This window comes from Streptomyces sp. NPDC058295, from assembly GCF_042880655.1.
GTDB lineage: Bacteria > Actinomycetota > Actinomycetes > Streptomycetales > Streptomycetaceae > Streptomyces > Streptomyces coriariae.
In genome coordinates, this window is record NZ_JBHVYO010000081.1 from 1 (window position 1) to 26,197 (window position 26,197).

General features: G+C 69.0%; 24 protein-coding genes and 2 pseudogenes. 10 read left to right on the plus strand and 16 right to left on the minus strand.

Features of this window, described 5'->3' with window-relative positions; all coding sequences use genetic code 11:
* Positions 1-119 precede the first annotated feature (119 nt).
* A complete protein-coding gene (locus tag ACFVYS_RS41895) occupies positions 120-689 on the minus strand; it encodes a DUF4232 domain-containing protein (protein ID WP_389510897.1) in 570 nt (189 codons plus the stop codon).
* A gap of 696 nt (positions 690-1,385) precedes the next feature.
* On the opposite strand from ACFVYS_RS41895, the gene ACFVYS_RS41900 reads away from it, so the two are divergent.
* Positions 1,386-1,775 (plus strand): hypothetical protein, encoded by a 390-nt coding sequence (locus ACFVYS_RS41900; protein ID WP_389510899.1) that lies wholly within the window; start codon positions 1,386-1,388, stop codon positions 1,773-1,775.
* 1,056 nt (positions 1,776-2,831) lie between these two features.
* Here the strand turns inward: ACFVYS_RS41900 and ACFVYS_RS41905 are convergent.
* The 4 genes from ACFVYS_RS41905 to ACFVYS_RS41920 all read right to left on the minus strand — a co-directional run bounded on the left by ACFVYS_RS41905 (position 2,832) and on the right by ACFVYS_RS41920 (position 6,411).
* A complete protein-coding gene (locus tag ACFVYS_RS41905; protein WP_389510901.1) occupies positions 2,832-3,293 on the minus strand; it encodes a DUF6924 domain-containing protein in 462 nt (153 codons plus the stop codon).
* Between the two features lie 304 nt (positions 3,294-3,597).
* Positions 3,598-3,765, minus strand: a complete 168-nt coding sequence (locus ACFVYS_RS41910) for a hypothetical protein (protein ID WP_389510903.1) — start codon at positions 3,763-3,765, stop codon at positions 3,598-3,600.
* A 627-nt stretch (positions 3,766-4,392) separates the two neighbouring features.
* On the minus strand, positions 4,393-5,469 hold the full coding sequence (locus ACFVYS_RS41915; RefSeq protein ID WP_389510905.1) for a hypothetical protein: 1,077 nt from the start codon (positions 5,467-5,469) through the stop codon (positions 4,393-4,395).
* Positions 5,470-5,664: 195 nt separating this feature from the next.
* Entirely contained in the window at positions 5,665-6,411 is a 747-nt protein-coding gene (locus ACFVYS_RS41920) for a hypothetical protein (RefSeq protein WP_389510906.1), read from the minus strand.
* A 462-nt stretch (positions 6,412-6,873) separates the two neighbouring features.
* Between ACFVYS_RS41920 and ACFVYS_RS41925 the strand changes: the two genes are divergently transcribed.
* From ACFVYS_RS41925 to ACFVYS_RS41935, 3 genes are all read left to right on the plus strand, one after another.
* A complete protein-coding gene (locus ACFVYS_RS41925) occupies positions 6,874-7,479 on the plus strand; it encodes a flavodoxin family protein (protein WP_389510908.1) in 606 nt (201 codons plus the stop codon).
* Between the two features lie 399 nt (positions 7,480-7,878).
* Complete coding sequence (locus ACFVYS_RS41930; RefSeq protein ID WP_389510909.1) at positions 7,879-9,954, plus strand: SpoIIE family protein phosphatase; 2,076 nt, start codon at positions 7,879-7,881, stop codon at positions 9,952-9,954.
* Between the two features lie 308 nt (positions 9,955-10,262).
* Entirely contained in the window at positions 10,263-10,490 is a 228-nt protein-coding gene (locus ACFVYS_RS41935) for a DUF5133 domain-containing protein (RefSeq protein WP_389510911.1), read from the plus strand.
* A gap of 74 nt (positions 10,491-10,564) precedes the next feature.
* On the opposite strand, the gene ACFVYS_RS41940 is transcribed toward ACFVYS_RS41935, so the two are convergent.
* Positions 10,565-11,248, minus strand: a complete 684-nt coding sequence (locus ACFVYS_RS41940; RefSeq protein ID WP_389510912.1) for a phosphatase PAP2 family protein — start codon at positions 11,246-11,248, stop codon at positions 10,565-10,567.
* Positions 11,223-11,469: pseudogene (locus tag ACFVYS_RS41945) on the minus strand (hypothetical protein); the annotation flags it as partial. The gene ACFVYS_RS41940 and the pseudogene ACFVYS_RS41945, both read right to left, overlap by 26 nt.
* 190 nt (positions 11,470-11,659) lie before the next feature.
* Here ACFVYS_RS41945 and ACFVYS_RS41950 point away from each other — a divergent pair.
* A pseudogene (locus ACFVYS_RS41950) lies at positions 11,660-12,330 on the plus strand (HNH endonuclease family protein).
* 261 nt (positions 12,331-12,591) lie between these two features.
* Positions 12,592-13,785 carry a lipase family protein gene (locus ACFVYS_RS41955; RefSeq protein WP_389510914.1) on the plus strand — a complete coding sequence of 398 codons (1,194 nt, stop codon included), beginning with the start codon at positions 12,592-12,594 and terminating at the stop codon, positions 13,783-13,785.
* Positions 13,786-14,154: 369 nt separating this feature from the next.
* On the opposite strand, the gene ACFVYS_RS41960 is transcribed toward ACFVYS_RS41955, so the two are convergent.
* Positions 14,155-14,448 (minus strand): hypothetical protein, encoded by a 294-nt coding sequence (locus ACFVYS_RS41960; RefSeq protein WP_389510916.1) that lies wholly within the window; start codon positions 14,446-14,448, stop codon positions 14,155-14,157.
* Between the two features lie 238 nt (positions 14,449-14,686).
* Here ACFVYS_RS41960 and ACFVYS_RS41965 point away from each other — a divergent pair, with 238 nt between their 5' ends.
* Complete coding sequence (locus tag ACFVYS_RS41965) at positions 14,687-15,079, plus strand: hypothetical protein (RefSeq protein WP_389510918.1); 393 nt, start codon at positions 14,687-14,689, stop codon at positions 15,077-15,079.
* Positions 15,080-15,245: 166 nt separating this feature from the next.
* On the opposite strand, the gene ACFVYS_RS41970 is transcribed toward ACFVYS_RS41965, so the two are convergent.
* The 3 genes from ACFVYS_RS41970 to ACFVYS_RS41980 all read right to left on the minus strand — a co-directional run bounded on the left by ACFVYS_RS41970 (position 15,246) and on the right by ACFVYS_RS41980 (position 17,294).
* Positions 15,246-16,265, minus strand: a complete 1,020-nt coding sequence (locus ACFVYS_RS41970; protein ID WP_389510919.1) for a zinc-dependent alcohol dehydrogenase family protein — start codon at positions 16,263-16,265, stop codon at positions 15,246-15,248.
* Positions 16,266-16,422: 157 nt separating this feature from the next.
* Positions 16,423-16,821: a cupin domain-containing protein gene (locus ACFVYS_RS41975; protein ID WP_389510921.1), complete on the minus strand. Its 399-nt coding sequence runs from the start codon at positions 16,819-16,821 to the stop codon at positions 16,423-16,425.
* Between the two features lie 146 nt (positions 16,822-16,967).
* Positions 16,968-17,294: a carboxymuconolactone decarboxylase family protein gene (locus ACFVYS_RS41980; protein WP_329438130.1), complete on the minus strand. Its 327-nt coding sequence runs from the start codon at positions 17,292-17,294 to the stop codon at positions 16,968-16,970.
* A 225-nt stretch (positions 17,295-17,519) separates the two neighbouring features.
* Between ACFVYS_RS41980 and ACFVYS_RS41985 the strand changes: the two genes are divergently transcribed.
* Positions 17,520-18,413 carry a helix-turn-helix transcriptional regulator gene (locus ACFVYS_RS41985; protein ID WP_389510923.1) on the plus strand — a complete coding sequence of 298 codons (894 nt, stop codon included), beginning with the start codon at positions 17,520-17,522 and terminating at the stop codon, positions 18,411-18,413.
* Between the two features lie 315 nt (positions 18,414-18,728).
* On the opposite strand, the gene ACFVYS_RS41990 is transcribed toward ACFVYS_RS41985, so the two are convergent.
* The 5 genes from ACFVYS_RS41990 to ACFVYS_RS42010 all read right to left on the minus strand — a co-directional run bounded on the left by ACFVYS_RS41990 (position 18,729) and on the right by ACFVYS_RS42010 (position 23,480).
* Entirely contained in the window at positions 18,729-18,974 is a 246-nt protein-coding gene (locus ACFVYS_RS41990; RefSeq protein WP_389510925.1) for a DUF5133 domain-containing protein, read from the minus strand.
* A 376-nt stretch (positions 18,975-19,350) separates the two neighbouring features.
* Complete coding sequence (locus tag ACFVYS_RS41995; RefSeq protein ID WP_389510937.1) at positions 19,351-20,139, minus strand: SpoIIE family protein phosphatase; 789 nt, start codon at positions 20,137-20,139, stop codon at positions 19,351-19,353.
* Positions 20,140-20,918: 779 nt separating this feature from the next.
* Entirely contained in the window at positions 20,919-21,626 is a 708-nt protein-coding gene (locus tag ACFVYS_RS42000; protein ID WP_389510927.1) for a GNAT family N-acetyltransferase, read from the minus strand.
* A gap of 9 nt (positions 21,627-21,635) precedes the next feature.
* Positions 21,636-22,508 carry a class I SAM-dependent methyltransferase gene (locus tag ACFVYS_RS42005; protein ID WP_389510929.1) on the minus strand — a complete coding sequence of 291 codons (873 nt, stop codon included), beginning with the start codon at positions 22,506-22,508 and terminating at the stop codon, positions 21,636-21,638.
* 378 nt (positions 22,509-22,886) lie between these two features.
* Positions 22,887-23,480 carry an isochorismatase family protein gene (locus tag ACFVYS_RS42010; protein ID WP_389510931.1) on the minus strand — a complete coding sequence of 198 codons (594 nt, stop codon included), beginning with the start codon at positions 23,478-23,480 and terminating at the stop codon, positions 22,887-22,889.
* 759 nt (positions 23,481-24,239) lie between these two features.
* Between ACFVYS_RS42010 and ACFVYS_RS42015 the strand changes: the two genes are divergently transcribed.
* Both ACFVYS_RS42015 and ACFVYS_RS42020 read left to right on the plus strand, forming a co-directional pair.
* Positions 24,240-25,367, plus strand: a complete 1,128-nt coding sequence (locus tag ACFVYS_RS42015; RefSeq protein ID WP_389510933.1) for a serine hydrolase domain-containing protein — start codon at positions 24,240-24,242, stop codon at positions 25,365-25,367.
* Between the two features lie 73 nt (positions 25,368-25,440).
* Complete coding sequence (locus ACFVYS_RS42020; protein WP_389510935.1) at positions 25,441-26,082, plus strand: hypothetical protein; 642 nt, start codon at positions 25,441-25,443, stop codon at positions 26,080-26,082.
* Positions 26,083-26,197 lie beyond the last annotated feature (115 nt).

The following is a 26,197-nucleotide window of genomic DNA, read 5'->3' on the forward strand; positions in this document are numbered from 1 at the left end:
ACTCAGCGCACCAAAAGTGCGCTGAGTCGCTCACCTGCACTTATGTGCAGTTCCTCGTAAACGTGTAGGTCAGAGCCTTGCGATCGTCGTGCAGGCTGCTCGATTTTGGGGACGGGGGGTCAGGAAGGCTTGACCGCCGAGACCGGGGTGACGGTCACCTTGTTGTCGCACTCGGCCCACACCCCGTCGTTCAAGGCGACCTGGTGCTTCCCGGAGTGCGGCAGCCCGATGACCATCGTCGGATACGTCACCGGGGCCTTGCCCGACACGCAGTAGCCGTCGGCCTCCCCCTGGACCTGGACGAAGGTCAGCTTCACCCACGCCTTGCCGTGCGGCCGGACCGTCACGGTGGCCGCCCTGCCGGTGGGGGTGACCTTGAGCGGGGTGTTGTGGGCGGGGGAGCCGTTGCCGGCGCCCGCGACCGTCGGATGGCCCTTCAGGACGCACGTCTTCCGGGAGACGTTGGTGAACTGCACGACCGCCGCCCCGGTCCCGGTCCCGACGGGCCGGTGGACGGCCTGCCAGGCGCTGACCTGGAGGGCGGAGGCCGGGCAGGCGGGCGGCGGGGTGGAGGTGGGGGTGCTCGCCGCCATGGCGGTGCCGGGCAGGATGCCGGTCACCGCCGCCGCGACGGCCGTGACCGCCGTCGTCGCCAGAGCCGCCCTGCGAATGCCGTTGCTGTGACGCATGCTGTCGTCCCCCTGAGTCGTCTCGTCCGCGGGTTTCGGTCGTCGGTTGTTGCCCCGCGGTACGCGTTGGTCGTGGTACGTGAGTGCAGACAGGGCGGGAGAGCGGCAGGGTTCCGTGCGGCGACTACTCGTGACGGAACGGTGACGACAGGCTGCACCCGTGCAGATGGCCGTCAGGGCAGACAGAAGCACCTCCAGCGCGCCACGGGTTTTACCACGCCCCCGGCGCGCACCGAAGATGCGCTGAGTCGCTGACCTGCGGTGATCAAACTCCGATGACACAACTCGCGTCCGTCAAAGTCCGATGGCAAACGGTCAAGATCCAGTGGCACGGGACACCCGGGTGTGACCTGTGACAGCGAAGTTGGACGGATTGCCACCGAAGTTGGACCAACGCTGTTTAGCGACGAGAAAGTTGGACCGATTGGGGTGGGTGCATGCTCGGTGCGGGTGCCTCGCTGGGGTGCTTCGCGGGGTTTTGGTATGTGATCGTGTGGCTGGCTTCTACCGTCGCGGGTGATGAGCCCGCCGAGGTGCGCGGGCGTTGAGGCGAGAGTGGGCGGAAGCGGTGCCGTCGTTGATGGCCGCGTTGCAGGCCAGAGCAGACAAGGCCCAGATATGGGCCGGGCGGGACGGTGGCTGCGGGCCCACCGGATTTCCGGGCGGTCAGGCCGTCATGCTCACTAGGATTGACCCATGACTAGTCGACGTCAGCTGATACTTCGCCTGTCACTGCCCCTGCCCCTGCTGTTGGCGTCCACGCTCTCCCTGGCGGCCTGCAGCTCGACGCCCTCCAAGGCCACGGTGGCGGCGCGCGAGTTTGCCAAGTCCGCCTGCGCCTCCCTGCAGCAGCTGACCGACCACCTCGCCCGCCCCCGGCCGTCAAATCTGACTGACCCCTACTACCAGACCGCCGAGCAGTACCTGAACACGGCGACCAACCGCGCCGCCGACGCGGCTCAAAAGGACCACGGCTACCAGGAGTTCGCCGACACCCTGCACCGGGCGGCCGAGACCTGGCAGGTCACCTTCACGCTGGACGAGGCCGAGCCGCTGATCCAGCAGGCGCGGAAGGAGAAGTGCTGACACTCTCGACGTGAACCTAGTCGGGTGCAGATCTTCTGGGTGTGCCTGTTCGTCCTGGCTGACCTGCCGTTGCCCCTTCCAGCCCCTCAGGCCGAACCCCTGGTGCTCGGACCACTCCTTCGAGCAGGAGTTCACCAGAGGCTGTGACCAGCGGGAATGTGCGGCATGCGGAACCTCCACGGCCCACCTCGAGCCGTCCCGCGCCCGCCAGTGGTGCTCGGGCACCTGCGGGCAAAGAGCGGTCCCCCGGCGAGCCGGACTCCGGGATCGCGCAGCTAAAGCCCCTGCCGGTCCAGCTTCGCTGTCACCAACCATGCAGTGATCCATCTTCGCTGGCGTAAACAGCCGTCCGTCCAACTTCGATGACAAGTGGTCCAGCTTCGCTGTCACAGGTCAGGGTGGGAGCGGAGCGTGATGACCCGCGCCCGCCCACGAGCCGCCCTGTCACGCGTCACGCTGTCACGCAGAAACGGCCTTGGAAGGGGGTACGGGTCCGATCCGCGCCCCAAGAAACGGACATTGCCGGGCATTCTTACGGCTGCTGTCACGCTCTAACCGGCGGGCGTGACAGCACGGCCGGGGTGCATGACAGCTCAGCCCGTCACGTTCGGTGAGCGTGGCACGGGACTGGTGCTGAGGTCCCCCTCGGTGGTCCCGCCCGGAGCGGCGGCCAGACGTGCGGGCCGGTGCACTGCCCGCAGGCGGCGCAGCCGGCGCACTCCATGCAGAACTGCTTCGGGACGCGCGGGCACGAGCAGATCGGGTTGTGGTCGGGGTCGTTGTCGCCCTCGAACCAGGGCTCCCCGAGCGGGGGCGCGTAGTCGACGTGGACTTGGCCGTCGGCCGTCAGATCTTCGTTGGCCGTCGGCCGTCAGATCTTCGTATCGGGTGCCGCAGGCCGTCGACTGCATCCACGTGGCGACCACGGGGCCGTCGGCGCTCACCGGGCGCTCCGGCCGCGGGTCTCGATCCAGGCGGCGAGCGCGAGGACGGCTGACCCGTCTCAGCGGAGTTTGACCGATCTCATCGACGTTTGACCGCGGCCGTGGTGAGTCCCTAGAAGGATCGAAAGATCCCTGCAGGATCGGTCTGGGCGGCCTCTGCGAAGTCCGCGAAGTCCAGGTTGGCGATCGACAGGTTCGCGTGGATGTCGTGAATGCCGGCGGCGACGGTGCGGACCGATCCGCCGTAGGCCTCGAACTCCTCGTCGCTCTCGCACTCGTCCCTGGTCAGGACCGCCACGGCCAGCAGTGGGTGCTCGCGGTCCCGCATGGTGATGCGGTCGGCAAGGAAGACGACGCTCAGATCCTCGTCCGCAGAGACGGCGGCGATCACGTCACCGGTTGTGGCACCGACCCAGACCGGATCGTCGACGATGTGGACGTGGGGCTCATAGTCACCGTCGCCCCACGGCCTCAACGACTCCGCGCACACGGCTCGCCAGACTGTCTCGTCGCTGAAGTCGGTTCTAATGATCAGCGCGGCGAACTCATCGCGGCCGGTGACAGTGGGCAGCACTTCGGGTTCCGATCTCTCTGAGTGTAGGTACTGCGTACAAGGTGCCAGGCCGTGCCGACAGCCGGTCAAAGTTCAGTGAGATCCGCCAAACTCCGCTGAGACGGGACAACGGCGTCCGGGTCGGCGTGCGCCAGGCGCACCGCGTGGCCCGCGTCGTAGCCCTCCAGCGTCCCGGTCCGCGCCATGGCTCGCAGCAGCGCGCTGTGCGCTCGCACCGACGCGGGGACGGCGTCCGGGTCCCTCGGAGGGGCCATGCCGTGGCCCTCCAGGATGCGGAACATGTCGTGGAACTCGCCGTACTCGTTCAGGTAGTCGAGGGCGTGAGGTCCTCGGGCTCGTGCAGCACGAGTGGGCCTTCGGCGCCGTGCGCCCCGGCCGCGTCCAGAAGGTCGGCCTTCTGGAGGGCCATCAGCATGTGGGCGCGTTCGGGCAGCCCGTTGGAGTGCAGCCGCTCCTGCCGCTCCTGCTCCATCTCCAGGTCCCGGAGTTCGTCTTCGGCTTCGGCGGCCGCCGCGACTTCGGCGGCCGCCGCGACTTCGGCGGCGAGTTCGTCCTGGACGACGACGTCGGCCTTCGGGTCGTACGTCCCGCCAGTGGTGGCGAGCAGCTGCGCGATGCGTTCCCACTCCGCGACTTCGGCGGGGCCTCGTTCGTCGCCGGCCAGGTCCTCGCGGTCGCGGTCGAAGTGCGGCTACAGCCGGGCGTCCTCGAGCGCGGCCGCGGCCTCGGTGGCGGTCATGCCGGTGGCGCGCCGGCGGACCCAGCTGCGGCCGACCTTCTCCCGGTCGACCGGCTGGCGGGGCGCGGCCGCGCCGGGCGCAGGGACGCGGGGACGGCGGCGGGAGCAGGGGGGGAGTGCTCACACGGGCCTCTCAATCGTCACGGAGAAAGGAACGGGATATGGGCCGCCGTGCATCGGGCGCGGCGGTCACAGCTGAGCCGAAGCACGATAGTTGTCATCAACGGCCTCCGTTGACCTGAGGTTTCAACCGGACGAAGCAGCCTGGTTGTCACCGGTGAGGCAAGCGGTTCGTCACGCGCCCTGACTCGGCAGCATTCCTGTCCCCGTCTACAGGAGGGTGTGTGACAGGCCGACAGTTCATTGGATCAGGTCTGTGTGTGGATGCTCGGGGGAGGTCGGACAGACGTAGATCTGCATGTTGTCCGTGCTGCCTACTTCTACCCTCGTCGGCTGCGAGGGGTACCGGCCCGGGCGGCGAGAGCCAGCGAGGGCGGTAGCCTGCTCTTCCTGCGGCGCCCAACTGCGACCTTCACCGCCGTCCCACTCCCGGGAAGCAATCGTCAGCAGCGGGACCATCTGCACCTCGCACACAGCGCAGTACCGGGGGTTCGGGTCGGTGCGGCCCCAAGGGGGCCAGCCACCGACCTTCCAGCCGGGTGCGTTGCCCAGGTGAACGTGGTAGAACTCGCGCGGATACTCCGCGTAGGAGCTGTCCACGCCGGCGCCGGCTGCCTGCCACCTGTTCCAGTCCTCCAGCATCCGCTGCAGCTCCGGGCTCAGATCCAGGCTGTTCGGGTACTCGGTGATCGCTTCTGGCGCCAGCACGCACGGCTCTGCCACGTAACCCGGATAGTCCGCCTCGTACGGTTCCGGTGGTGTGGCGAGGATGTCGCCGACCTCCGCGGCCGACCGCCAGAACAGTGCGGTCGACGGCTTGTAGTCCGGTTCGTGTTCGTACGGGCACCAGAGAATCTGAAGCAGATCGGCCTGCCCGGGCGGCCGCAACAGGGGTATGTCACGCAGGAACAGCTGAGCCACGGGCAACAGCGGGACCGGGCATTCAGCGGGCCAGGGAGGGCCGGCGCCGAGCCGTTCAGCGAGTCGTGCGGCAGCGCGTTCCTTGAGCGCTTCCTCTTCGGGCGTGTACGCGGGAGGCCGGTCATCAGGGCGCCACCGGGACTGCAAGCGTCTCTGGAGCCGCACTTCGGTCAGTGACTCACGGAATCCAGTGTCCACGTGCAGATGCACGTCCTCGCAGTGCGGCCACGGCTCCCCTGCCGGCCACAGCAACGGCCCGCCGACCGAGCTGTCCCTGACCGAAGGCCACCCCGGACGTGGATGCAACCGGATGGCAGGTCGCGCCAACGGGGCCAACTCGGGGAAGACCGCGGTCACCTGGACGGGCCGCGGAGGAGTAGTACGTACGAAAACCATGCCGGTGATCCTGCCACCAGCCACCGACAGTCCCCTGCCGCCTCAACACGCGTCACCGCTCAACTGGCCACAACGCCCACCAACCCCGGCGTCGGCGCCAGCACGCCCGCTTCGCTGACGCGCCAACAAGCCTGCCTATGTGGCAACTATCGTGCGTCGGCTCAGCGCGAATTGCATGGTCATGCTTTTCCGCTCCTAGCGGGCGTGCCGGAAGGCGGCGCCAGCGGGTCGTCGACGAGCGGTCGTAGTCGCTCGATCTGGACGAGGACGTGTTCGATGTCGCGATCGGTCCGCGCGATGTTGACGCAGTTCGGGCGGCAGTCGTCGAGGTCGGGGGTGCGGCGGGTGCGGTCCTCCTCGCTGCGCAGGCGGCAGGCTGCTCGCTTCAGGTCCAGGAGGCAGGTCATGCCCTTGCCGGGGAAGATCTGTCAGGTCGGGGTGGGTGAGCATGGCGTTGGCGTGCCGCTTGGTGCGCAGGACTCTCCCGGCGAAGCGGGTGGCGGCCTGGACGCGGTGCCGGTAGGTCTCAGCTGCTGGGCCGCTGACCTGCTCGCCTTCGCGCAGGCGCTGGTGTGCGTCGGCGAGGGTGTCCAGCCGGGCAAGCCAGTCCTCGAAGGCGAGGTCGTCGGGGAAGCCCGAGGTGTAGTTTCCGGCGTAGCCGAGGGTCATCTGGACGCGGAGGTGTCCGTACTGGATGGCGGCGGCAACCAGGCCCCTCGGCCGGCGGACGATGAACCAGGCCAGGGTGCGGCGCAGGCGAGCGGAGTAGATGACCGGGTGGGCCGGGTCGGGCGGGATGCGGTCACTGCGGCCGTGCTCGGTGCAGTAGGTCTCGACCCAGGCCAGGAACTCGGCGATGTCGTGGTTGATCCGGGTCTCCGACCGGGAGCCGCCGACGCGGCTGCGCAGGATGGTCGCGCCGTCGCGGCCGTCGGTGAACAACGTCGCCCCTCGGCGACAGGCACCTGCGCGTGATGTGCGAAGTAGGCATCACGCGAGCATGCCGGCCGTGACTCCCGAGGTCAGATACTTCAGCACCAAGCGGCTGACGGCTCACCCCACGGGCAGGGGGCCGGGATCCTCTGCTGCCGTAGGCCCTGTATTTGCCCGAGCGTCGCAGCCCGGCTGGCCGCCTCCGGGGCGTGGCTCAATCCTCCGCTACAACTCGCACGGTCTCCAGGTGCTGGTCGGCTGCGTCCGGCAGAACATGATCGTGGTGGCGCTGGTAGCAATCGGGCTCATCGCCATGGCCGTGGCCCTGATCGCATAGCCGGCCCCGAGTCGGTCTCCGGTCGGTCCGCGGAAGCGCTCGGGCGCGGCCCGTCTGCACGTGGTCTCCACTGGCTGGGGGAACCCGGTGCGGGACATCGTGCAAGTGACGCTGTTCGGGGAACAGGGTGTTCCATGCGCGCTCTTGTCATCAACTGCACTCTCAAGCCGTCCCCCCAGCCCTCGAACACCGAGGCCCTCGCCGACACCGTCATCGCGTCCCTCAAGGGCCACGGGGTGGAGGTGGACGTGGTACGTGCGGTCGACCTGAACATCAAGCCGGGAGTCGAAACCGATATGGGCGAGGGTGATGACTGGCCCGGTGTGCACGAGAAGGTGCTGGCGTCACAGATCCTGATCATCGCCTCACCGACCTGGCTCGGGCGCCCCTCCTCCGTCGCCCAGCGCGTGCTCGAACGGCTCGACGCGATGCTCAGCGAGACCGACGACGAACAACGCCCCGTCGCCTACAACCGCGTGGCCGGCGTCCTGGTCACCGGCAACGAGGACGGCGCCCACCACGTCATCAGCGAAATCAACGGCGCACTCGGCGACATCGGCTTCACGATTCCCGGCCAGGCTTGGACCTACTGGCACCTCGGCCCCGGCCCCGGTCCTGACTACCTCGACGACGACCGCGGCCACGACTGGGCCGCCTCCACGGGCCGAGCCATGGCCTCCAACCTCGTCCACGCGGCCCGAGCGCTCAACGCGATGCCGCTGCCCGCTCCCCCGCCCTGACCTCGCGACGAAGGACCCGCAGCGAGACCGACGTAGCCGCGGTGCTGATCGAGGCCATGCCCTGCGACGGCCCGAAGCTCGCCGACCGGTGCACCGAGGCCCTGCACGCGGTGATCGGTCACTTCCAGCTGCCTGAGGCCGAGCCGGCTGTCCCGGCCGGGACAGCCGACGGAACCTGACGGCATCGCTGGAGGGGTCCGTGGGCAGGGCTCGTGCACCGCGGCGAGAAAGGAAGGCGTCCGCGGAGGACTCTTCCGAGGCCCACCCGCGGGGAACGCCGGCAGTCGGCGAGGTGCGCCAGCGCCATGACCCTGCCGTGGTCCGACTCGAAGGCATAATGTCGGATACGTGAGCTATCAGAGTTATGTTGCATCCGGTGGCGAGGCACCTTTGGACCAAGTGCTCAGTGGCACGGTGCAACGTACGGGCGCGTTGGCAGCGGGTCTGTACCTGCTGTCGGAGGCCGAGCCGCTGTTGTGCCTGACGGCGGTATGCGGGGTGCCGGTGGTGGTGGCGACACCGTGGCGGCGGGTGGCGGTATCCGCCGCGGGTCCGCTGTCAGAGGCGGTGCGGGAGGACCGCCTCGTGTGGGTGGGCCGGCAGGAGGACATGGCCCGCCTGTATCCGAGCGCCGCTGCCGGGCTGCCCTACCAGTTCGCCCTGGCCTTCGCCCCCCTGCACGGTGTCCGCAGGTGGGGGGTACTGGTTCTGGCGTGGCCGAAGAACCACCCGCCCTCGCTGACCCGTCGAGAACGCGGGCACATCCTGTCCAGCGCAAACCGCATCACCCACGTACTGGACCAAGCCACTGCCGCGTGGGACATCCCTGATCAGCCGCGTGCCGTGCCCCTGCGCCGACCTGACCCGGACCCGGCACAAACCGGGCTCGCCGCCGCCGACCTGCTCCAGCGGATGCCCGTCGGTGCCCTCAGCTTCGACCTGCAGGGCCGAATCACCTATCTCAACGACGCCGCCGCCCGGCTGCTCGGCCGCCGGACCGACCGCCTCCTGGGCACCCTGCCCTGGCAGTCCGTGCCCTGGCTCGACGACCCGGTTCACGAAGACCACTACCGCACCGCAGTCTTCACCCGCGAGCCCGTCGCCTACACCGCGCTGCGCCCGCCCGACCATTGGCTCGACATCCGGCTCTACCCCGACGACAGCGGCATCAGCGCCTTCATCTCCCCCCACCTCGACCGGAAGCAGGCGGACGCGCCACTGCCCCGTATCACCCCGGCCCTGGGCACCTCACCCGAGGGAGCCGGCACGGGGCGGATCCACCAATTGATCCACCTGGCGGCCGCCCTGAGCCAGACCGTTACCGTGGCCGACGTCATCAACGTGGTGGCCGACCAGATCCTGCCCGCATTCAGCGCCCAGGGCATGGTCATCTCCGCCGCCGACGCCGGGCGGCTGAGGATCACCGGGCACCGCGGCTACGACCCGCGCAACATCGCCCGCCTGGACGGCCTCCCCCTGGATACCGGCCTCACCCCTGCGGGCCGTGTCCTGCAGAGCGGCATCCCGGCCTTCTTCGCCGACCCCGCCGAAATGGCACGTGCCCACCCGCAGGCACCGAGGCTCAGCAGCAAACAGGCCTGGGCATTTCTTCCCCTGCTGGTCGCCGACCGCCGCGTCGGATGCTGCATCCTGTCCTACGACCGCCCGCACCCCTTCAGCGCGGGCGACCGCGCCGTCCTCGTGTCACTGGCCGGGCTCATCGCCCAGGCCATGGACCGCGCGCTCCTGTACGACGCCAAGCACGACCTCGCCCATGGTCTGCAGCAGACCCTCCTGCCCGTGACTCTGCCCCGGGTACCCGGCCTCGCCGTCGCCGCCCGCTACCTGCCGACCGCCCATGGCATGGGCATCGGCGGCGACTTCTACGACCTGATCCGCCTCAGCGACACCACCGCCGCCGCGGTCATCGGAGACGTACAAGGACACAACATCAACGCCGCAGCCCTCATGGGCCAGGTCCGCACAGCCGTCCACGCCACCGCCGGCGCTGCGCCCGGCGAAGTCCTGGCCCGCACCAACCGCGTCCTGATGGATCTCGAAACCGATCTGTTCGTCTCCTGCCTCTACATCCACATCGACCTCGCCGAGCGATGCCTCCACCTGGCCAGCGCCGGACATCCGCCCGCGCTTCTGCGCAGCCCCGCGTCCCCACCGCGGACCATCGCGCTCGAGGTCGAACCAGGCCCCCTGCTCGGTATCGGCATGGGAATCGAGGCCGACTACCCGGTCACCACCGCTCCCATGCCTGCGGGATCACTCCTCGCTCTCTACACCGACGGACTCGTGGAAACCCCCGGCACCGACATCACCGACTCCATCGCAGCCCTCGCCCGCCACATCACCAGCAACGGCGACCGGCTCCTCGACGACCTGGCCGACAGCCTCCTCCACCACGCCGGCCACCACCACACCCGCACCGACGACATCGCCCTGCTCCTCTTGCGCATCCGATAGACGACCACCGAGGTGCCGCTCACCCTCCGGCGGGACGGCCGTGCCCTGTATGCGGAGCCGGCGGCGATCCGTCCTCGACATCAAAACGCACCCGCGCATCGCCGCCGCGCAGAAACCTTCCCTGCACGTTCTGCAACTGGTCGGCATCGACGTCCTCACCACCGCGGCACACCCGGTGTGCACTGTCGACAACCGCTCCGGACGCAGTCCCGGCTGCTCACCCGAGACAGGTGGAATGGCATTCGAGGCCTGGGGCACACGGATGCGTGTATGCCCCATGCGAAGAGTGGCGACCTGGGAGGCTCCCGATGCTCATGGCACACCCGGCCGTACTGATGAACCTCATCGAGCAGTACGAGACCCTGCACGTCCTGCACGCCGAGAACGGCAGCGAGCAGGCCCGCCAAAGGATGGACGACGTCGCCTACACCCTGTGCGTATCGACCGGCACCCGCGACATCGACGCCGCCCTCATCGCCGCCCGCCACCAGCTGCCCGGAGCCCGCGTCGAGGACGACTCGCTCCTCACCGCCTGACCGCTGCACTTCCCGCCCGGCGGCTATGAACAGGCCCCTGACCTGGCGATCACCGGCCTCGGCTCTGCTGTCGATCAGCGCAGGTCGAGGTCGGTGCGGGATTCTTCCGGGACCGCTCTTCTGGAGCTGGGCCAGAACCTTTTTCCTGGCCCAGAACACCTTCCACGAGGCAGATGGCAGGCGGTCGGTTGCCCGCAGCGATGCCCTCCCGCAGGGGAGTCCCGCGGTTTCCACGCCAGGCGGGGAGCACGATGTACCAGGGCGGCTGCGGCCAGACCGAGCGCGGCGCCGGCGGCGACGTCGGAGGGGTAGTGGGCGCCCGTATGCACGCGTTCGGCGGCCACCATGACGGCCAGCACCGCACACACCGCGCCCGCCCACGGACACACTGCTGCCGCCGCGGCGTTGAACGCCACTCCTGCGGCGGTGTGCCCTGAAGGGAAGGACGAGGAGTCGGGGCGGTCATGAACCTCCTTGTGCGAGATCCATTCCTTCGGCGGCCGGCGCCGTTGCCACATCTGCTTGAGGACGCAGTTCGAGGCCAGTTCCGCCACGGCCATGCTCGCCAGGCCGGCGGTCGCGGCCCTGCGCCCCCGCCACCCGGTTGCGGACAGGACCACCGCGGCGCCCCACCACACTTGGTGTGCTCGGCACTCCTCCACCGCCGGCAGGACCCGGCGCACGCAAGTCGACCGCCACGAGGCCGCCCACCGCGTCAACCGGTGATCACCCTCACGAAGATCCGCCAGCACTCTCATGACCTGCGACTTCCCGGTCTGAGCAGCGCCTAACTCGATGACCTGGGCAGATCCCTCCTTCGAGGCGGCGCCGGTCTTCCTCGCTCCACGCGCGGGTGTCGCGGGGCGGGATCATAGGGCTCTTCGTCCTCGGACAGACAGACGGCGACGGCACGCTGGCGGGCCATCTCCGCGTCGAACTCCAGGCCGAGCAGGATCGCGATGTTACTGATCCACAGCCAGGCACCGGGTGGAGTCAGAACTGACCTACAAGTGGCGTCAACCGCCACCTAGCCGGTCGGGCGGCGAGGTGGTATGACTTTCCACCCGCGCGGGTGAACTGACGGCCGATCACCTCATGTGCCGGACACCGGACACGCTACGAAGATCACGGACTATCCCCTCCCGTGGTCTTCGTGAAGGAGTCCCGCCGTGCGTTCCACCACCGCCCGGACTGCGGCCGCCGCGCTGTCCGTACTCGCCGTCCTGCTCACCCCCACCACCGCCACCGCAGCCTCCAGCCCCGGCGACACGATCGCGCTGCCGGTCCGCGATGCCCTCGCCGCGCTTCCTGTCCAGACCGAGTCCCGCACCGGGTACGAGCGGACGAAGTTCCGGCACTGGACCGACGCCGACCGCGACGGCTGCAGCACCCGCAACGAGGTCCTCCTGGAGGAAGCGGTCACCGCTCCCGAGCAGGACGCGAGTTGCCGACTGACCGGTGGATCCTGGTACTCGCCGTACGACGACACCTAATTCACCAGGCCCGCGCCCTGGACATCGACCACCTGGTCCCGCTCGCCGAGGCCTGGGACTCCGGCGCCTCCACCTGGACGGCGAAGGAACGCGAGACGTACGCCAATGGCCTCGACGACCCGCGGGCACTGATCGCGGTCTCCGCCACGTCCAACCGCTCAAAGGCCGACCAGGACCCGGCCACCTGGATGCCCCCCACCGGCGGCTACCGGTGCACCTACGCCACCGACTAGATCACCATCAAGACCCGCTGGAACCTCACCATCGACCAGGCCGAACAGACCGCCCTCACCGACATCATGGACGGCTGCCCGAACACACCGGTGGAAGTCGCCCTCGCCCGCTGAACTAGAACCAGCTGTCAGCGTTCTGCGGTGCCGGTTCTTCTCCAAATCCTGCCGCCGCAGCTCGTGCTCCTGGCACTCACCCTCGGCTGTCCGGCCTGCCATGCCGCTTCGACCGCCCGGTGCTTGCAGTCGTCACACAGGTGCGGGTGGACGTCACGCGGGCTACCCGCGGCGTGACCATTACACGAGAACCGCCCGGGAAACCGGGACAAGCTCACCATAGAGAATGGGGTTACGGTGCGTCGTTCTGTTGTCGCCGGCATGATCGGCTTGGCCACCCTGGCAGCGGCGGTCCTGTCTCCTGCCGCGGTTTCCGCCGCACCTGCAAAGGCTGCCGCGTCGGCAGATTTCTACCAGGCGCCGTCGCCACTGCCGGCCGGTGAACCCGGCACGATCATCCGGACACGGCCCGCGACGGTTGTAGCGACCGCAGCGACAGCAACTGCCACCACGGTGATGTACCACTCCCGCAACGCCCAGAACGCCGACATCGCGGTCACCGGCACGGTCTTCACACCGACGCTGCCGTGGCTCGGGCCCGGTACCCGACCGTGGGTGGATCTCGCGGTCGGCACCCAGGGTCTGGGGCAACAGTGCGCGCCGTCCAAACAGTTCGGCGCCGGCACCGAACAGGAACTCGAACCGGTCGAGGCACTGCTGGCGAAGGGCTGGGGTGTCGTTGTCAGCGACTACGAGGGTTACACCACCGGTTCCACCCCCACCTATGCTGCCGGAGTGTCCGAGGCGCACACCGTTCTGGACATGGCCCGCGCGGCTGCCTCGATCCCCGGGACGGGCGTCTCGGCGGCGACCCCCTGGGCCACGATGGGCTACTCGCAGGGCGGCGGCGCGTCGGGCTGGGCGGCGTCGCTGGCCCCTTCCTATGCTGCGGACCTCAAGCTGATCACCGATGTGTCCGGCGGTGTGCCGGCGGACGTCCGCAACGTGGCCGAATCCCTGGACGGCAGTGCCATCGGCGAGGGCCTGCAGCTCTACGCGCTGATCGGCCTCCAGCAGGCCTACCCCGGCCAGTTCCCCCTGGATGACTCCCTCAGCGCTGCAGGCAAGGCCACCGAGGCGTCATTGAAAGCCCAATGCGTCGTGCAGACCCTCGCCAGCTACCCCTTCAAGAAATTCAGCGACTACTCGACGGGCGCGACGATTCAGCAGTTCGACGCACAACCCGGTGTCGCCTCCGTCTACGCGCAGAACAACCTCATCACCCGGCCGGCACCGACAGTACCCGTACTCCAGTACCACGCCGCCCTGGACGACATCATCCCTATCGGCCAAGCCCGCGCCCTGAACCAAGCCTGGTGCACCGCAGACGTCCGCACCGTCTTCACCGTCGTACCCGGAGATCACATCGCCGGCGAAACCACCGGCCTGCCCGCTGCCGTCAACTGGCTGACCGACCGGTTCGCCGGGCGGCCCGCGCCGCCCACCTGCTCATAGCGCCGACCGTTCCCGTGGCGCGCGCGACTTCGGCGAGGCGCGCCCACGCTGCCTGTTCTCGGGCGGCGCTCCGGCTCGGGGGCCCGGGGCGGCGCTGGTGGCCTCCCGGCTGCGGGCGGTGGCCGGTAGGGACGCGGGCGGGCAGGGGCCTCAGTCGCCGTTCTGCGGACGGTCACTCAGTGGTTCTTCAACGGCCGTCGCACTGGTCGTCGCCCACAGGCATCGGCTTGGTGTCGGCCGCCAGGCAGGAGGAGTACACCCGCGGCGGAGTGGGCTGCGGCTCCGGTTCCGTCGCGGCGCTCACGGCGATGATCGCCACGGCACCGGCACAAATCAGCCCCGCTATAGCGGCGAGCCCTGTACGGCGGCTCACCGGTCGCCGCTGAAGTGGTCGAGAACTTCATCGCTGCAGTCGTTCGCGCCGACCCCGATTCGCGTGAAGCCCAGCACGCCGTCGTCGTTGCCTTCCACCTTGGCCTTGGCCAACTGCGCCTCGATGTCCGCGATGTACTCGGCGCACTCGGCGCTGACGGGCTTCTCGGTTTGCGGGTCAGGCGCCGGAAAGGCGTTCAGTGCGGCGGTGGCAGCGATACCGGCCACGCACAGCACCGCCCACGCAGCAACCCACGTGCTGGCGCGGCTCATCCGTAACGGCTTGGGCATTTAGGCATCCTACGAGCGTCGCACCGGGATCCAACTAGCCACAACAGCAATCGGACTCTCTGCTACGCCAGTCCGGGCCAACCGGGAGCCATGGCGGCATGACCGAGGACGACTGGAACCGGACCATCGACGAAGCCGTCGCCCTGGGCGCCGAGGACATCCAGCTCACCGGGGGCAAGCCCGCCCTGCACCCGGCGTTCGCCCGGATGGTTCGGCGCGCGTCGGTGCCAGCCTGCGCGTGCGCGTCTACAGCAATCTGTTCCGGATCCGCGAGGAGCACTGGCGGCTGTTCGAGCACCCCGACGTGCGGCTGGCGACGACGCACCACAGCATCGTCGCCGCCAAGCACGACGCGGTACCCGGCCGGGCCGGTTCACACAGGGTGACCCGCGCCAACATCGTCGAGGCGGTCAGGCGCGGCATCCGACTGAAGGTCGCTGTCCTGGACGCAGGAGATCACGAGCGCGCTGAGCGCTCGGCCTCGTCGCTGTGCGGGCGGTGCGGGGACCAGAAGGCGGCCGTCCTGCCTAACGGGAGCGTGTCGGTGTGCGAGCTGGGGCGGTTTTTGACCGCGGGCAGCGTCAGGGAGACAAGTACCAGCCTGCTCGCCCCAGGGATCGCCCGGCGCTGATCTGCCGACCGCCGGGTTTGCCGCCGGCAGCCGCCGAACCCAGGATCAGGAGGGCTGTCCGTACTGCTCGTCCGTGACGGGCTCGAGGCAGATGGTGCCGAGATGCCTGCCGGGAGCCGCTCCTTCGCCGTGGTGCGGAGCGGCCCCGAGCTCATGGGCAGGCGTGTCAGAGGGTGAGCAGGACCTTGGTGGCGCGGCGTTCGTCCATGGCCTTGTAGCCCTCGGGGGCCTGGTCGAGGGGCAGGGTGAGGTCGAAGACCTTGCCGGGGTCGATCTTGCGGTCCCAGATGAGCTGGATCAGGTCGGGCAGGTAGCGGCGTACCGGGGCGGGGCCGCCGAGGGTGTGGATGCCGGCGAAGAAAAGCTGGATGCCGGGGATCTTCACGTCGTAGTTCACGCCGACATAGCCGAGGTGCCCGCCGCCCCGGGTGGCGCCGACGGCCTGCATGAACGACTCCTGCGTACCGACCGCCTCGACCACCGAGTGCGCGCCGAGCCCGCCGGTCAGCTCCTTGATCTTCGTGACACCTTCCTCACCGCGCTCCTCGACGATGTCGGTGGCGCCGTAGTAGCGGGCCAGCTTCTGCCGTTCCGGGTGGCGGGACATCGCGATGATCCGCTCCGCGCCCAGCTCCTTCGCGGCGAGGATCGCCATCAGGCCGACCGCGCCGTCACCGACCACCGCGACCGTCTTGCCGGGCCCTGCCTGCGCCGCGTCGGAGGCGAACCAGCCGGTGCCGAGCACGTCGGAGGCGGCGAGCAGGGCGGGGATCAGCTCGGGGTCGGGCTGCCCCGGGGTGGCGACCAGGGTGCCGTCGGCCAGCGGGATGCGGGCCTTCTCCGCCTGGGTGCCGACCGTCGTGGCGAACACGGCGTGCACGCACTTGGACTGGAAGCCGTCCCGGCAGATCTCGCAGGTGTTGTCGGACATCACGAAGGACCCGACGACGAAGTCGCCGACCTTGACGTTCTTCACGTCGTCGCCGACCTCTTCGACGACGCCCACGTACTCGTGCCCCATGATCGTGTGGTCGACGGGCTCGATCCCGCGATACGGCCACAGGTCGGAGCCACAGATGCAGGTCGCGGACAGCCGGATGATCGCGTCGGTCGGCTCGATGATCTTCGGGTCCTCGCGCTCCTCGACCCGGACGTCACCGGCCTTGTGCATCACTACTCCACGCATGGGTGGATCTCCTTGTCGTGCATCGGCGCTGTCTGCGCCGGTTGGAATCCGGGAAGGCACGGGACCGCCCGCGATTTGCCTGCCGCCGCTTCTGCGGCCGCCGGGCCCACCGGTGTTGTTGACCGTGGCAGGGATGACGGGGTTGCCGAACCCAGGGTCAGGAGGGCTGTCCGTACTGCTCGTCGGTGACGGGCTCGAGCCAGGTGGTGCCGTCGCCGGTGCCGTCGCCGACGACCATGGCGATGTGGGCCATGAAGGTGGTGCCGGTGGCGCCGTGCCAGTGCTCCTGGCCTGCCGGGCAGGTGATGGTCTGCCCGGCGGTGACGCGGACGATATTGCCGTCGCGGGTGCCGACCAGGCCGACGCCGTCGGTGAGGTGGAGGGTCTGGCCCAGGGCGTGGGAGTGCCAGTTGGTGCGGGCGCCGGGCGTGAAGCGGACCAGCCCGACGGCCAGGCGGCCCGGCTCGGTGGGTGCCTGGAGCATGTTGAGGTAGACGTCGCCGGTGAAGCGATCGGCCGGGCCCTTGATGGTGGGCGTTTCGGTGATGTGGTCCATGGCTGCTCTGTTTCGTGATCGGGGGCTGTGGAGATCAGGAGGCGCGGGTGTGGGCGAGACCGGAGCCCCACTCCCGGCGGGTGTTGCGGGCGCGCTGCGGCGCCGCGGCTCCGCTGCGGGAGTGGGGGCGAGAGGTTCGCGGTCGGTCAGTTGCCGGACTCGGCGACGATTTCCTTCAGGACGGTGGCGGCGCTCATGGCGTTCGGCCAGCCGGCGTAGAAGGCCAGGTGCGTGATCATTTCCGACAGCTCGTCCTTGGTGAGGCCGTTGTCCAGCGCGGTCCGCAGGTGGAAGCGGAGCTGGTCGGTGCGGTAGAGCGCCGTCAGAGCGGTCACGGTGACCAGGCTGCGGTCGCGCTTGGACAGCCCCGGGCGTTCCCAGACGTCACCGAACAGGACGTCGTCGGTCAGGTCGGCCAGCTTCGGGGTGATGTCGCCGACGAGCTGCTGTGAGGGGGACTGCTGCGGTGCCATGTTCTTGCTCCTGCTCATGTGTTGTGCCGTGGGGTGGGGGGCTGCCGGTCCGGTGCTGTGCCGTCCGGCGCCGGACGTGGGCTTGTCCACCAGCCCGACTGCACGGCCGGGCGGAAAGCACCACGTCATCGAGGTAACCACCGTCCGGTGCGATGAGCGAGGCACCATCAATGGGCGTACCAGCAGTACATCCCTCCGGCCGTCTGTCGGACGTACCGTCGAGGTGTGGACAACCGTGAAGAAGTCCGCGAGTTCCTCACCTCGCGGCGCGCAAAGATCACCCCGGAACGGGCAGGACTGCCCTCCGGCCCTCGGCGGCGCGTGCCCGGCCTGCGCCGCAGCGAGGTGGCGGCCCTCGCCGACATGAGCGTCGAGTACTACGCCAAACTCGAACGCGGCAACCTCGCCGGCGTATCCCCGGCCGTCCTGGAAGCCGTCGCCCGCGTTCTCCAGCTCGACGACGCCGAACGTACCCATCTGCTCAACCTGGCGCATGCCGCGGACGGCTCCGACGCCCTCACCCGCCGTCCCAGGCGCCGCACCAGTCAACAGTGGACACCCCACCGCAGCCTGCAATGGACCTTGGACGCCATCACGGCGGGCCCCGCCTTCGTCCGCAACGGCCGCTTGGACGTCCTCGCCGCCAACCCGCTCGCCCGTGCCTTCCACGCCGACGTCTACGCGTCCCCGGGCAACCAGGCGAACCTCGCCCGGTTCAACTTCCTCGACCCCGCCTCCCACAGCTTCTTCCCCGACTGGGACACCTTCGCCGATGCCGCGGTGGCGATCCTGCGCACCGAAGCCGGCCGCAACCCCCACGACAAGGACCTGCACGACCTCGTCGGCGAGCTGTGCACCCGCAGCGACGAGTTCCGCACCCGCTGGGGCGCCCACAACGTGCGCAACCACGGCACCGGAACCAAACGCTTCCACCACCAGGTCGTCGGCGACCTCACCCTCGCCTACGAGGGCCTGGAGATGGCCGCCGAACCGGGACTAACCCTCACCATCTACACCGCAGAACCCGGCTCCCCGTCCGCAGAAGCACTGGCCCTACTCGCTTCCTGGGCAGCCACGCACGAGGCAGACCTATCCCCCGACACCTTGTCCACCCCATGACATACCGCAGTCACCGACGCCGCACGCGCTGACGCGGCACTGCTCTCACAAACGTTCATCTGTGAACTGTGACGCGCCCGCCGGCTCCGCCTGCCGCACCCGCGGCGGAAAGACGGCCGCGAAGTAGCACACCCCCCGCTTCGTCCTCGTCCCCGCACTCCGCGAGGAACTCGAAGTCCTTGTCCCCGCCGACCGCACACAGCGGGACGGAGAAGCACCAGCCTCCGGCCAGCAGTTTGGTCGACGTCGTCACCCCCGCAGTCCGCCGCTGCGCGCCCTCGCCTGATGCAGCAGCGGGCGAGAGGGAATCAGCCCTTACGCGGCCAGCGTCTCATCCTGCTGGGAGATGTTCGCACCGCGCGTGCTGTACTGCTCCAGCAGTTCATCGGCCGCCAGCAGCGCCTGTTCGGCCGTGCGGGCTCCGGTCATCACGCACAGCGTGTACGTGGCGTCCTCAAGATCCCTGCTAGTACGGCCAGTAGGCCGCACGTCATGCTCGATCCTCGCCTGAGCAAACCGGGCCAGTGCAGCGCGCAGATCCTTCTCCGCAGGAATGATCACGGTAATACCTCTCCCTCAAAGCCCCTCCCGCAGGCGGCCACCGCACCGCGAGGAAATGCCATCCACCCACTGCCGCCACGGCCCGTCACCGGGCACATCAGCAGACCCCAAGTGCCCCACCTCGACAGAGCTATGCCACCGTGCTGGCGGCCGACGGGAAGCGTGCGCTCCCGGTCCACGGCGTCGACGTCGCCCGGGACACGGGCACTGGCGGCACCCGGCCCCCTGGTACCTCGCCGGCCCGGCCTCTCCCCCAGCAACGTCGACCTGTTCAGCGGCTCTGGATAGCCGCCGCACCCTGGCTCAGCGGGCCTTGGGCAGCGTGTCCAAAGCGAGACGGTCCTCGCCACGGCCCACGACCGGCCACACCAGCCGGTCAAGCCCCTGCCGGGTGCGCTGCGCCAGGCTCGTGGTCGCCACAGTGAACCCGTAGTTCACGCCCCCTGACGCGTCCGGGCGCGCTCGTGGAAGACCGCCTCCCTCTTTGCCGGAGCCGCGCGGCGCGGGGCGGGCCGTCTGCCCTGCACCCGCTGAGTGCTCCTTCACGACCTCGCCGGCGGCACAGGCCCTCACAGTGCGGTGGCATCGGACGCACCCTCAGAGCACGGGCGGCACACCCCAGGGCCCGGGTCGGGGCGGGGCGGGGCGGGCTGCTCTGCCTACCGGCTGCGCAAGAGGAGCAAGGCGATGTCGTCCGTACGCGGGTGTTGAAGGCCGGCGTGGTGGAGGAGGCTGTCCGCCAGGGCATCGAGCGGCCGGTCGCCGGTCCGGGTGAGGTGGTTGGCGAGGTCGGTGATGGAGTCGGTGATGTCGGTCTGGGGGGTTCCACGAGGCCGTCGGTGTAGAGGGCGAGGAGAGATCCCGCGGGCAGGGGGACGGTGGCTGCCGGGTAGTCGGCTTCGGTGCACGGACGGATGCCGAGCAGGGGACCAGGTTCCACTGAGAGCGCGACGGTGTGTAGTGCGGGGTCGGGGCTGCGCAGCAGCGGGGGCGGATGGCCTGCGCTGGCCAGGTGGATGCGTCGTTCGGCGAGGTCGATGTGGATGTAGAGGCAGGAGACGAACAGGTCGGTCGCGAAGTCCATCAGGACACGGTTGGTGCGGGCCAGGACATCGCCGGGTGCCGCTCCGGCAGTGGCGTGGACGGCGGTGCGCACCTGGCCCATGAGGGCCGCGGCGTCTGCAGACCTACCCCCGCCGTGGACAGAGACTGACGACCGAACAGCATCCCGCCCGTCGAGGGGGTTACCGCGCAGGTCAGCCGTCCTCAAGGCAGACACTTGCAGACACTCAGCCTTGAGGACCGCCAAAGATGCCCTGGCTTTCGCCGTTTCCACCAGAAGGTGCTCCTTCTGCGGGAGAGGGGCTGGAATTCCAGCTCTCGGAAGGAGTCTCTGTCTCTCCCCAGGTGCCCTCGAAAAGCCCGCCGATCGAGGTGTAGGACGGCGTCTCCGTGGCGGGGGAAGACTCGGCTTGCTCAGGTGTGACGCTGACGCTCGGCTGAGCTTGTTTCCGGTTGTCTTCCAGGAAAAAGGACGTGCCTGCTCGGTCTTCTCCAGATACGGCTGCTCTGGCCACGTAGTTGCCAGGTGGGGCGTACTCGCCACTGCGGCAGTGGTCCTGGAGGGTGTGGTGCTTCCAGGTAAAGGTGACCTTCGCCGGGCTGGCGCGGGTGAGCCGGATCCAGCGGTGTCCGCTGTGTCCCTGCGCGCAGTCCGCTGAGTTCCACACGACGGTGTCCTTGCCCTTTGGCCGGACGGGGGGTGGCGTTGTGGCACGGCTGGCCGCACACGGGTGGCCCGGGCACTTCGTCGCGCGCTCACCACCTGCCGTCCCAGCGTCGAGCAGGCCCTGTGCCGGCCGAGATGGGGATCTTGATGCCGTCGCGTTGCGCGATGCCTCGGCCACGGGCCCGGGTCCTCCCGCGATGCGAACTGCACTCTGCTCAGTTCGCGGTTGGCCTGCTCATCGCGGGCATCGGGCGGTTTTGGTGCAGGGTCTTCCAGTCATCCTCGAGGATGGAGTACTGAAGCATGTCGTGCCAGGTGCCCTCGGCGTACGCGAAGTGCCGCAGGTGCGCTTCTTTGGTGGCCACACCGATCTTGTCCAGGGCACGGATCGCCGGGGTATTGGTGGGCAGCAACAGGCACCACAGGCGGTGCAAGGCGAGGCGGTCGAAGGCCAGGACACCGAGAAGATGGCCGATCTCCCAGCTGCGGCCAGCGTGGGTGTGGTCGGGGCCCAGGGCGATGCCGAACTCAGCGGCACGGTGGTTGCAGGCGATGAATTGGTCGGTGGTGGGCGGGGCCAGGGAGAGCTTGGCGGTCCCGATGAGTTCGTCGGTGTCGCGAGTGGCGACGCCCAGCCGGTAGAAGGTGCGAGGGTGGTGCCGGGCCTGTGCACGGGCGTGGTCGATCAGGGCGCGGGCGTCGGCGGCGGTCAGCGGCGGGCTGCCGTAGCAATGGGTGGTGCGGGGGTCGCCGAAGATCTCCAGGACGGCGGCGGCGTCAGCGTGTGACAACTCGCGCAGTCGCAGAGCGGCGCCTTCCACCGGCACCAAAGGAGCGCTCAGGACGTCCGCCGACCGCGCGACCGGCCCGGTCTTGGCGTCGGTCGTGTTCTCGCAGTCGGTTTTCTCAGGGAGGGTGGTCACCAGGGCTCCTCACGAGTGTTTGGGCGGCGGCGGGCCGGCCGGGGCCGGCTCGGGTTGGAAGAGCAGCCGGGTCACGAACAGGGGCCCGTACGAGCGCAGCACTGGTACGCGGTCAACCGCGGGTACCAGCCGGCCCCACCACAGGCCCGTGCCGCGGGGGACGGGTACCTGTGACGCGGCGGCCACTCCCGGGCAGGTGCGCAGTTCGCGCAGTCGTGCGGGTGTCATGCCCCACGGCATCGGCGGCGGCCGGTATCGGGCCGGGTAGCGGAATCGGCTCTGAACGGTGTCTGCGGTGAACCATGCCGGTGGGGTGTCGAACACCAAGCCCGCCCCCGGGAAACGCGCTGCGCACGCCTCCACCAGGGCCCGCACCCGGTCCCAGGGCAGATACATCAACACGCCCTGCGCCAGGATGAGGACGCCGTCCGAGGCGTCGACCTCCCGCATCCACCGCTCGTCCACGAGGGAACAGGTCACAGTCCGGCGCCGGTCCGTGTCCGGGAGGAACCGCCGGCGCAGTGCGGCCGGCTCGGCGAGCTCGACTCCGAGCCACTGCACCGTGCCGTTGTCCACCCGCCAGAACTGTGTCTCCAGCCCCTCACCCAGACACACCACCGTGCCCCGCGGATGCCTGGCCAGGAACACGCGCACCTGGCGGTCGTAGCACCGCGCGCGCACCGCCATGCCCCTTACCCAGCCCCGGTTATCCGTGCCGAAACGCCGCCTGAAGGGGTGGTCCAAGGCTTGGACCAGTTCGAGGGCTTTGGGGTCGGCCAGGCCGCAAGCGGGATCGCGGGCAGCCAGGGACCGGTGATACAGCGCCCACAGGGCCGTCTCGCCCAGCCCGTCCATCACCGGCTCCTGCCCCGAGAGTTCCACCGGCTCAACCTGCCACACCGCCCGCAGCGGCCGCAGACAACCGGAATGCGACGTCGTCAAACCACCCGAACGGGTTCCTCTTCCGTGCGGCCGCCAAGCAATGGCCAGCACGTACAGACCCACCGGCCGGGGTGCGACCACCGGACGGCACCCAACCGTCAGACGGACGGGAGCGGCCGCGGATTGGTTCTCGCCACCGCGCCGCGTACGTGTGCTCGTGGCTGTACGTCTGCCAGGTGACGTACGGCGCGCCACCAGGAGCAGGTTCCTGGTGGCGCGCCGTGGGGGTGAGGCATTGCGCGAGTGTCAGGGGCGGTGGCTGGTCCTGGCCGGGACCGAGGGCGCGCCGCCTTCCGAGAGGTCGTTGTCCTGCCTGGGCTACCGCGGGGCCGGTGCCTTGCCGGACACCTTGATGCCTGCCTGGCGGAAGTCGTCCAGAGTGGAGGCAATGGTTTCGGGGGCGACACCGACCGTGTAGTCCAGGCGTACCCGGGTTTTGAATCCGGCCGCGGCGGCGTCCAGGGCGGTGGCGCGCACGCAGTGGTCGGTTGCGATACCCACCACGTCGACGTGGCGCACCCCGCGTGCGCGCAGCCAGTCCGCGAGGGGGGTGCCTTCGGCGTCCGCGCCTTCGAAGCCGCTCTTGGACGCGCTGTGGGCGCCCTTGAAGAAGACGGCGTGGACCTTGCCGCTGGCAGCGGCGGGGGCGAAGTTCGGGTGGAATTCTCCGCCTTCGTCTCCGGCGACGCAGTGGACGGGGAAGCTGTCCTTGAAGTCCGGGTTCGAGGAGAAGTGGCTGCCCGGGTCGATGTGGTGGTCGCGGGTGGCCACGACGTACTGGTAGTCACCGTCCGCGCTGTGCTCCACCAGCTCGGCGATCGCGGTGGCGAGCTGCGCGCCTCCCGCCACGGGAACACTGCCTCCTTCGCAGAAGTCCTTCTGCACATCCACGACGATCAAGCCTCGGCTCATCACGAACACCCCTCAGGAGGACGGCACGGCCCCCGTCTTCTACCGGTCTTCTCACCTCCGCCGGAAACATGGCGGGCTGCACTCACCCACACGGCCGCAGACATTCACCGCAGGAACGATTCGCGCCGCTGAAGCGGTCAGAGGCCAAGTGCGGTGCGTCAGGTCTGCCGTGCGGTGCTGGTAGCGGCAGCCACGCTTATGAGGAAGCCCTCGGCTGCCTCCACCTTCCAAAGCGGACGGGCGCGATGCGCCGATACCGCGGCCGTGGATCAGATGCGCGAATACACCACCCTGACGAAGATCGCTGCGGATCGGGCCGTACGGATCACTACCGCCAGCCCGGCCGACCGGCCTGCTGCTCCTGCAGACCCGGCGCGGCTCCCTGCTCCACAACCGATTCTCCGGCCTGGTCGCAACCGCCAAGCAGGCACCGGCGCACGACAGGTACAGCAGTGCAGCGGCGGCTGGGGGCTGCAGGGGAGGATCAACCGCCGTTGCGGAGCTCCTTCGCTCAGCTGGGATCCGGCCAGGGTGGGGGGGGTAACCCCACCTTCAAGCAGGTGGTTGGCGGTATCCCGGTCCGGACCTTGATCGAAAATACTGGGTCCAGATCAGGTCGTCCCCCACCAGTGACGGGATTTTTTCTTGTACGAGCACGGATACGCAGCCAACGGGTCACGTACGTCCACGAGGGGTGGCCGCAGCCGGGGGGAGCACAGGCTGCGGGTCGCTGTCGTCGGGGCGGTCGCCACGGTCGTGATGAGCGCCGGTCTCGCCCTGCCGGCGTCGGCTGTCGGCAGGGCGGACGCTTCCGCGACACGAGGCGGGCACGCGGCCACCCGGGCGGCCCTGGACTCGGTCGTCCAGGACGGGGCGCCCGGGGGCATCGTGCTCGTCGAGCAGGGGCGCGACATCTGGGCGGGAGTTGCGGGCACTGCGGATCTGGCAACCGGCCGCAAGCCGCAGGCCGATGACCGCTTCCGGGTCGGTTCGATCACCAAGACGTTCGTGGCCACGTCGATGCTCCAGTTGGAGGAGGAGGGGAAGCTGAGCCTGGACGACACGGTGGACCACTGGCTGCCGGGCCTGGTGCAGGGCAACGGGCACGACGGCGGCGAGATAACGCTACGGCAGATCCTCAACCACACCAGCGGCATCTACAGCTACACCGATGACGAGGAATTCAAGCGCAAGGAGTTCGGCACCGACTTCTTCAAGTACCGCTACGCCACCTGGACGCCCTCCCAGATCGTCCGACTCGCCATGACACACCGGCCGGCCTTTGCCCCCGGCGACGACTGGAGCTATTCCGACACCAACTACGTCATCGCCTCCATGGTGATCCAGAAGGCTACCGGCCACTCCTACGCCTACGAGATCGAGCAGCGCATCCTGCGCCCCCTGCACCTGGATTCCACCAGTCTGCCGGGCACCCGCGCCCGCGTCCCCGGACCCAGCGGACGCGCCTACTCGAAGCTGACCGGGGAGCTTGCCGGGCCGGGAGAGCCGAACAGCGCAATCTACGACGTCACCGAACTCAACCCCTCATTCGCGGGCGCCGCAGGAGAGATGATCTCCAGCAATCAAGACCTCAACCGGTTCTACCGGGCCCTGTTCTCCGGTCGGCTCCTGGAGGAGCCTCAACTGAAGGAGATGATGACGACCGTCTCGATCAAGAACATGCCCACCTTCTCCTACGGCCTGGGACTGATGAGGATGACGTTGTCGTGCGGTACCGAGATATGGGGGCACAACGGCGGCATTCAGGGCTCCATCTCGCAGACCATGGCGACGGCAGACGGAGATCACGTGCTGTCGCTGAACTTCAACGGCGACTGGAACATCCACGAACAGCGCCTCGTCGACGCCGAATTCTGCGGTGTCTGAACTTGACTCGGGGATCTTGAAGGCGTCGAGGTCAGATGCCAAGGCGTCGCCAGGAGGGGGGCCGAGGGATCTCGTGCTGGTCGAGGTCCCTCTGAAAATCAGTCGGATGACGGTGCGGGGCTCCCCAGTAGCCGATCTTGAGGTGCGCGCGTCGGACGGGATTCTCGATCGGGTAGCCGCACAGCCGCCGCCGGTCAACTGGGCCATGCACTTCGGCCAGGCCGCCCTGCTCGGCGTCCTGCGCTCGCTCATGTCCCAGGCCTGCCTGCGCGGGCCGCTCGCCTCAGCCAAGTTCACCGTCGTCCGCCTCACCAACGACCAGATCCTGGAGAACGCGACCGGCGTCGGAACCCAGCCGGCCACCTGGCCGCACGCCGAACTCATCGTGGACCCCTGTACAGGGCCGTGTACGCCTTCACCACCGGCGCCGTCGCCGACGCGCTCGCCGCCAAGAACGGACTCGGCCCGGGCCAGGCCCACGCAGCACTCCGCACCGGCCGCCGCAGCGACATGGCGGGCCTGGTACTGCGCCCATGTGCTGCTCCACGCGGACCGGTCCCCAGCCTACGCACTGAGCGGAAGTCGCGATCCCGGTCTGGATGAGTCCCGCGATGTGGCGGACGAGTGGCAGAAACTCTTCGGCGATCAACCATGTGACCGGGCCGCCTCGGAACCTGATTCTGTCCCGTTGCCGCGGGGCTGTTGCTTGCTCTGAGGCAGTTACGGGACAGGTCTTAGGGACTGTTTCTCGGATCATGTTCGGAGCCAGATGGTGAGGGCTGCGAGGGTGACGGTGCCGAGGTAGATGTAGGCGCGTTTTTCGTAGCGGG

Bases quoted from the DNA above. Each gene is read 5' to 3' on its own strand.
- ACFVYS_RS41940 (WP_389510912.1), bottom strand. From the start codon at position 11,248: ATGAGAGTGCTGGCGGATCTTCGTGAGGGTGATCACCGGTTGACGCGG.
- ACFVYS_RS41895 (WP_389510897.1), bottom strand. From the start codon at position 689: ATGCGTCACAGCAACGGCATTCGCAGGGCGGCTCTGGCGACGACGGCG.
- ACFVYS_RS41955 (WP_389510914.1), top strand. From the start codon at position 12,592: ATGATCGGCTTGGCCACCCTGGCAGCGGCGGTCCTGTCTCCTGCCGCG.
- ACFVYS_RS41925 (WP_389510908.1), top strand. From the start codon at position 6,874: ATGCGCGCTCTTGTCATCAACTGCACTCTCAAGCCGTCCCCCCAGCCC.
- ACFVYS_RS41995 (WP_389510937.1), bottom strand. From the start codon at position 20,139: ATGGGCCAGGTGCGCACCGCCGTCCACGCCACTGCCGGAGCGGCACCC.
- ACFVYS_RS41935 (WP_389510911.1), top strand. From the start codon at position 10,263: ATGCTCATGGCACACCCGGCCGTACTGATGAACCTCATCGAGCAGTAC.
- ACFVYS_RS41910 (WP_389510903.1), bottom strand. From the start codon at position 3,765: ATGGAGCAGGAGCGGCAGGAGCGGCTGCACTCCAACGGGCTGCCCGAA.
- ACFVYS_RS42010 (WP_389510931.1), bottom strand. From the start codon at position 23,480: ATGAGCCGAGGCTTGATCGTCGTGGATGTGCAGAAGGACTTCTGCGAA.
- ACFVYS_RS41900 (WP_389510899.1), top strand. From the start codon at position 1,386: ATGACTAGTCGACGTCAGCTGATACTTCGCCTGTCACTGCCCCTGCCC.
- ACFVYS_RS41960 (WP_389510916.1), bottom strand. From the start codon at position 14,448: ATGCCCAAGCCGTTACGGATGAGCCGCGCCAGCACGTGGGTTGCTGCG.
- ACFVYS_RS41980 (WP_329438130.1), bottom strand. From the start codon at position 17,294: ATGGCACCGCAGCAGTCCCCCTCACAGCAGCTCGTCGGCGACATCACC.
- ACFVYS_RS41970 (WP_389510919.1), bottom strand. From the start codon at position 16,265: ATGCGTGGAGTAGTGATGCACAAGGCCGGTGACGTCCGGGTCGAGGAG.
- ACFVYS_RS41975 (WP_389510921.1), bottom strand. From the start codon at position 16,821: ATGGACCACATCACCGAAACGCCCACCATCAAGGGCCCGGCCGATCGC.
- ACFVYS_RS42015 (WP_389510933.1), top strand. From the start codon at position 24,240: ATGAGCGCCGGTCTCGCCCTGCCGGCGTCGGCTGTCGGCAGGGCGGAC.
- ACFVYS_RS41915 (WP_389510905.1), bottom strand. From the start codon at position 5,469: ATGGTTTTCGTACGTACTACTCCTCCGCGGCCCGTCCAGGTGACCGCG.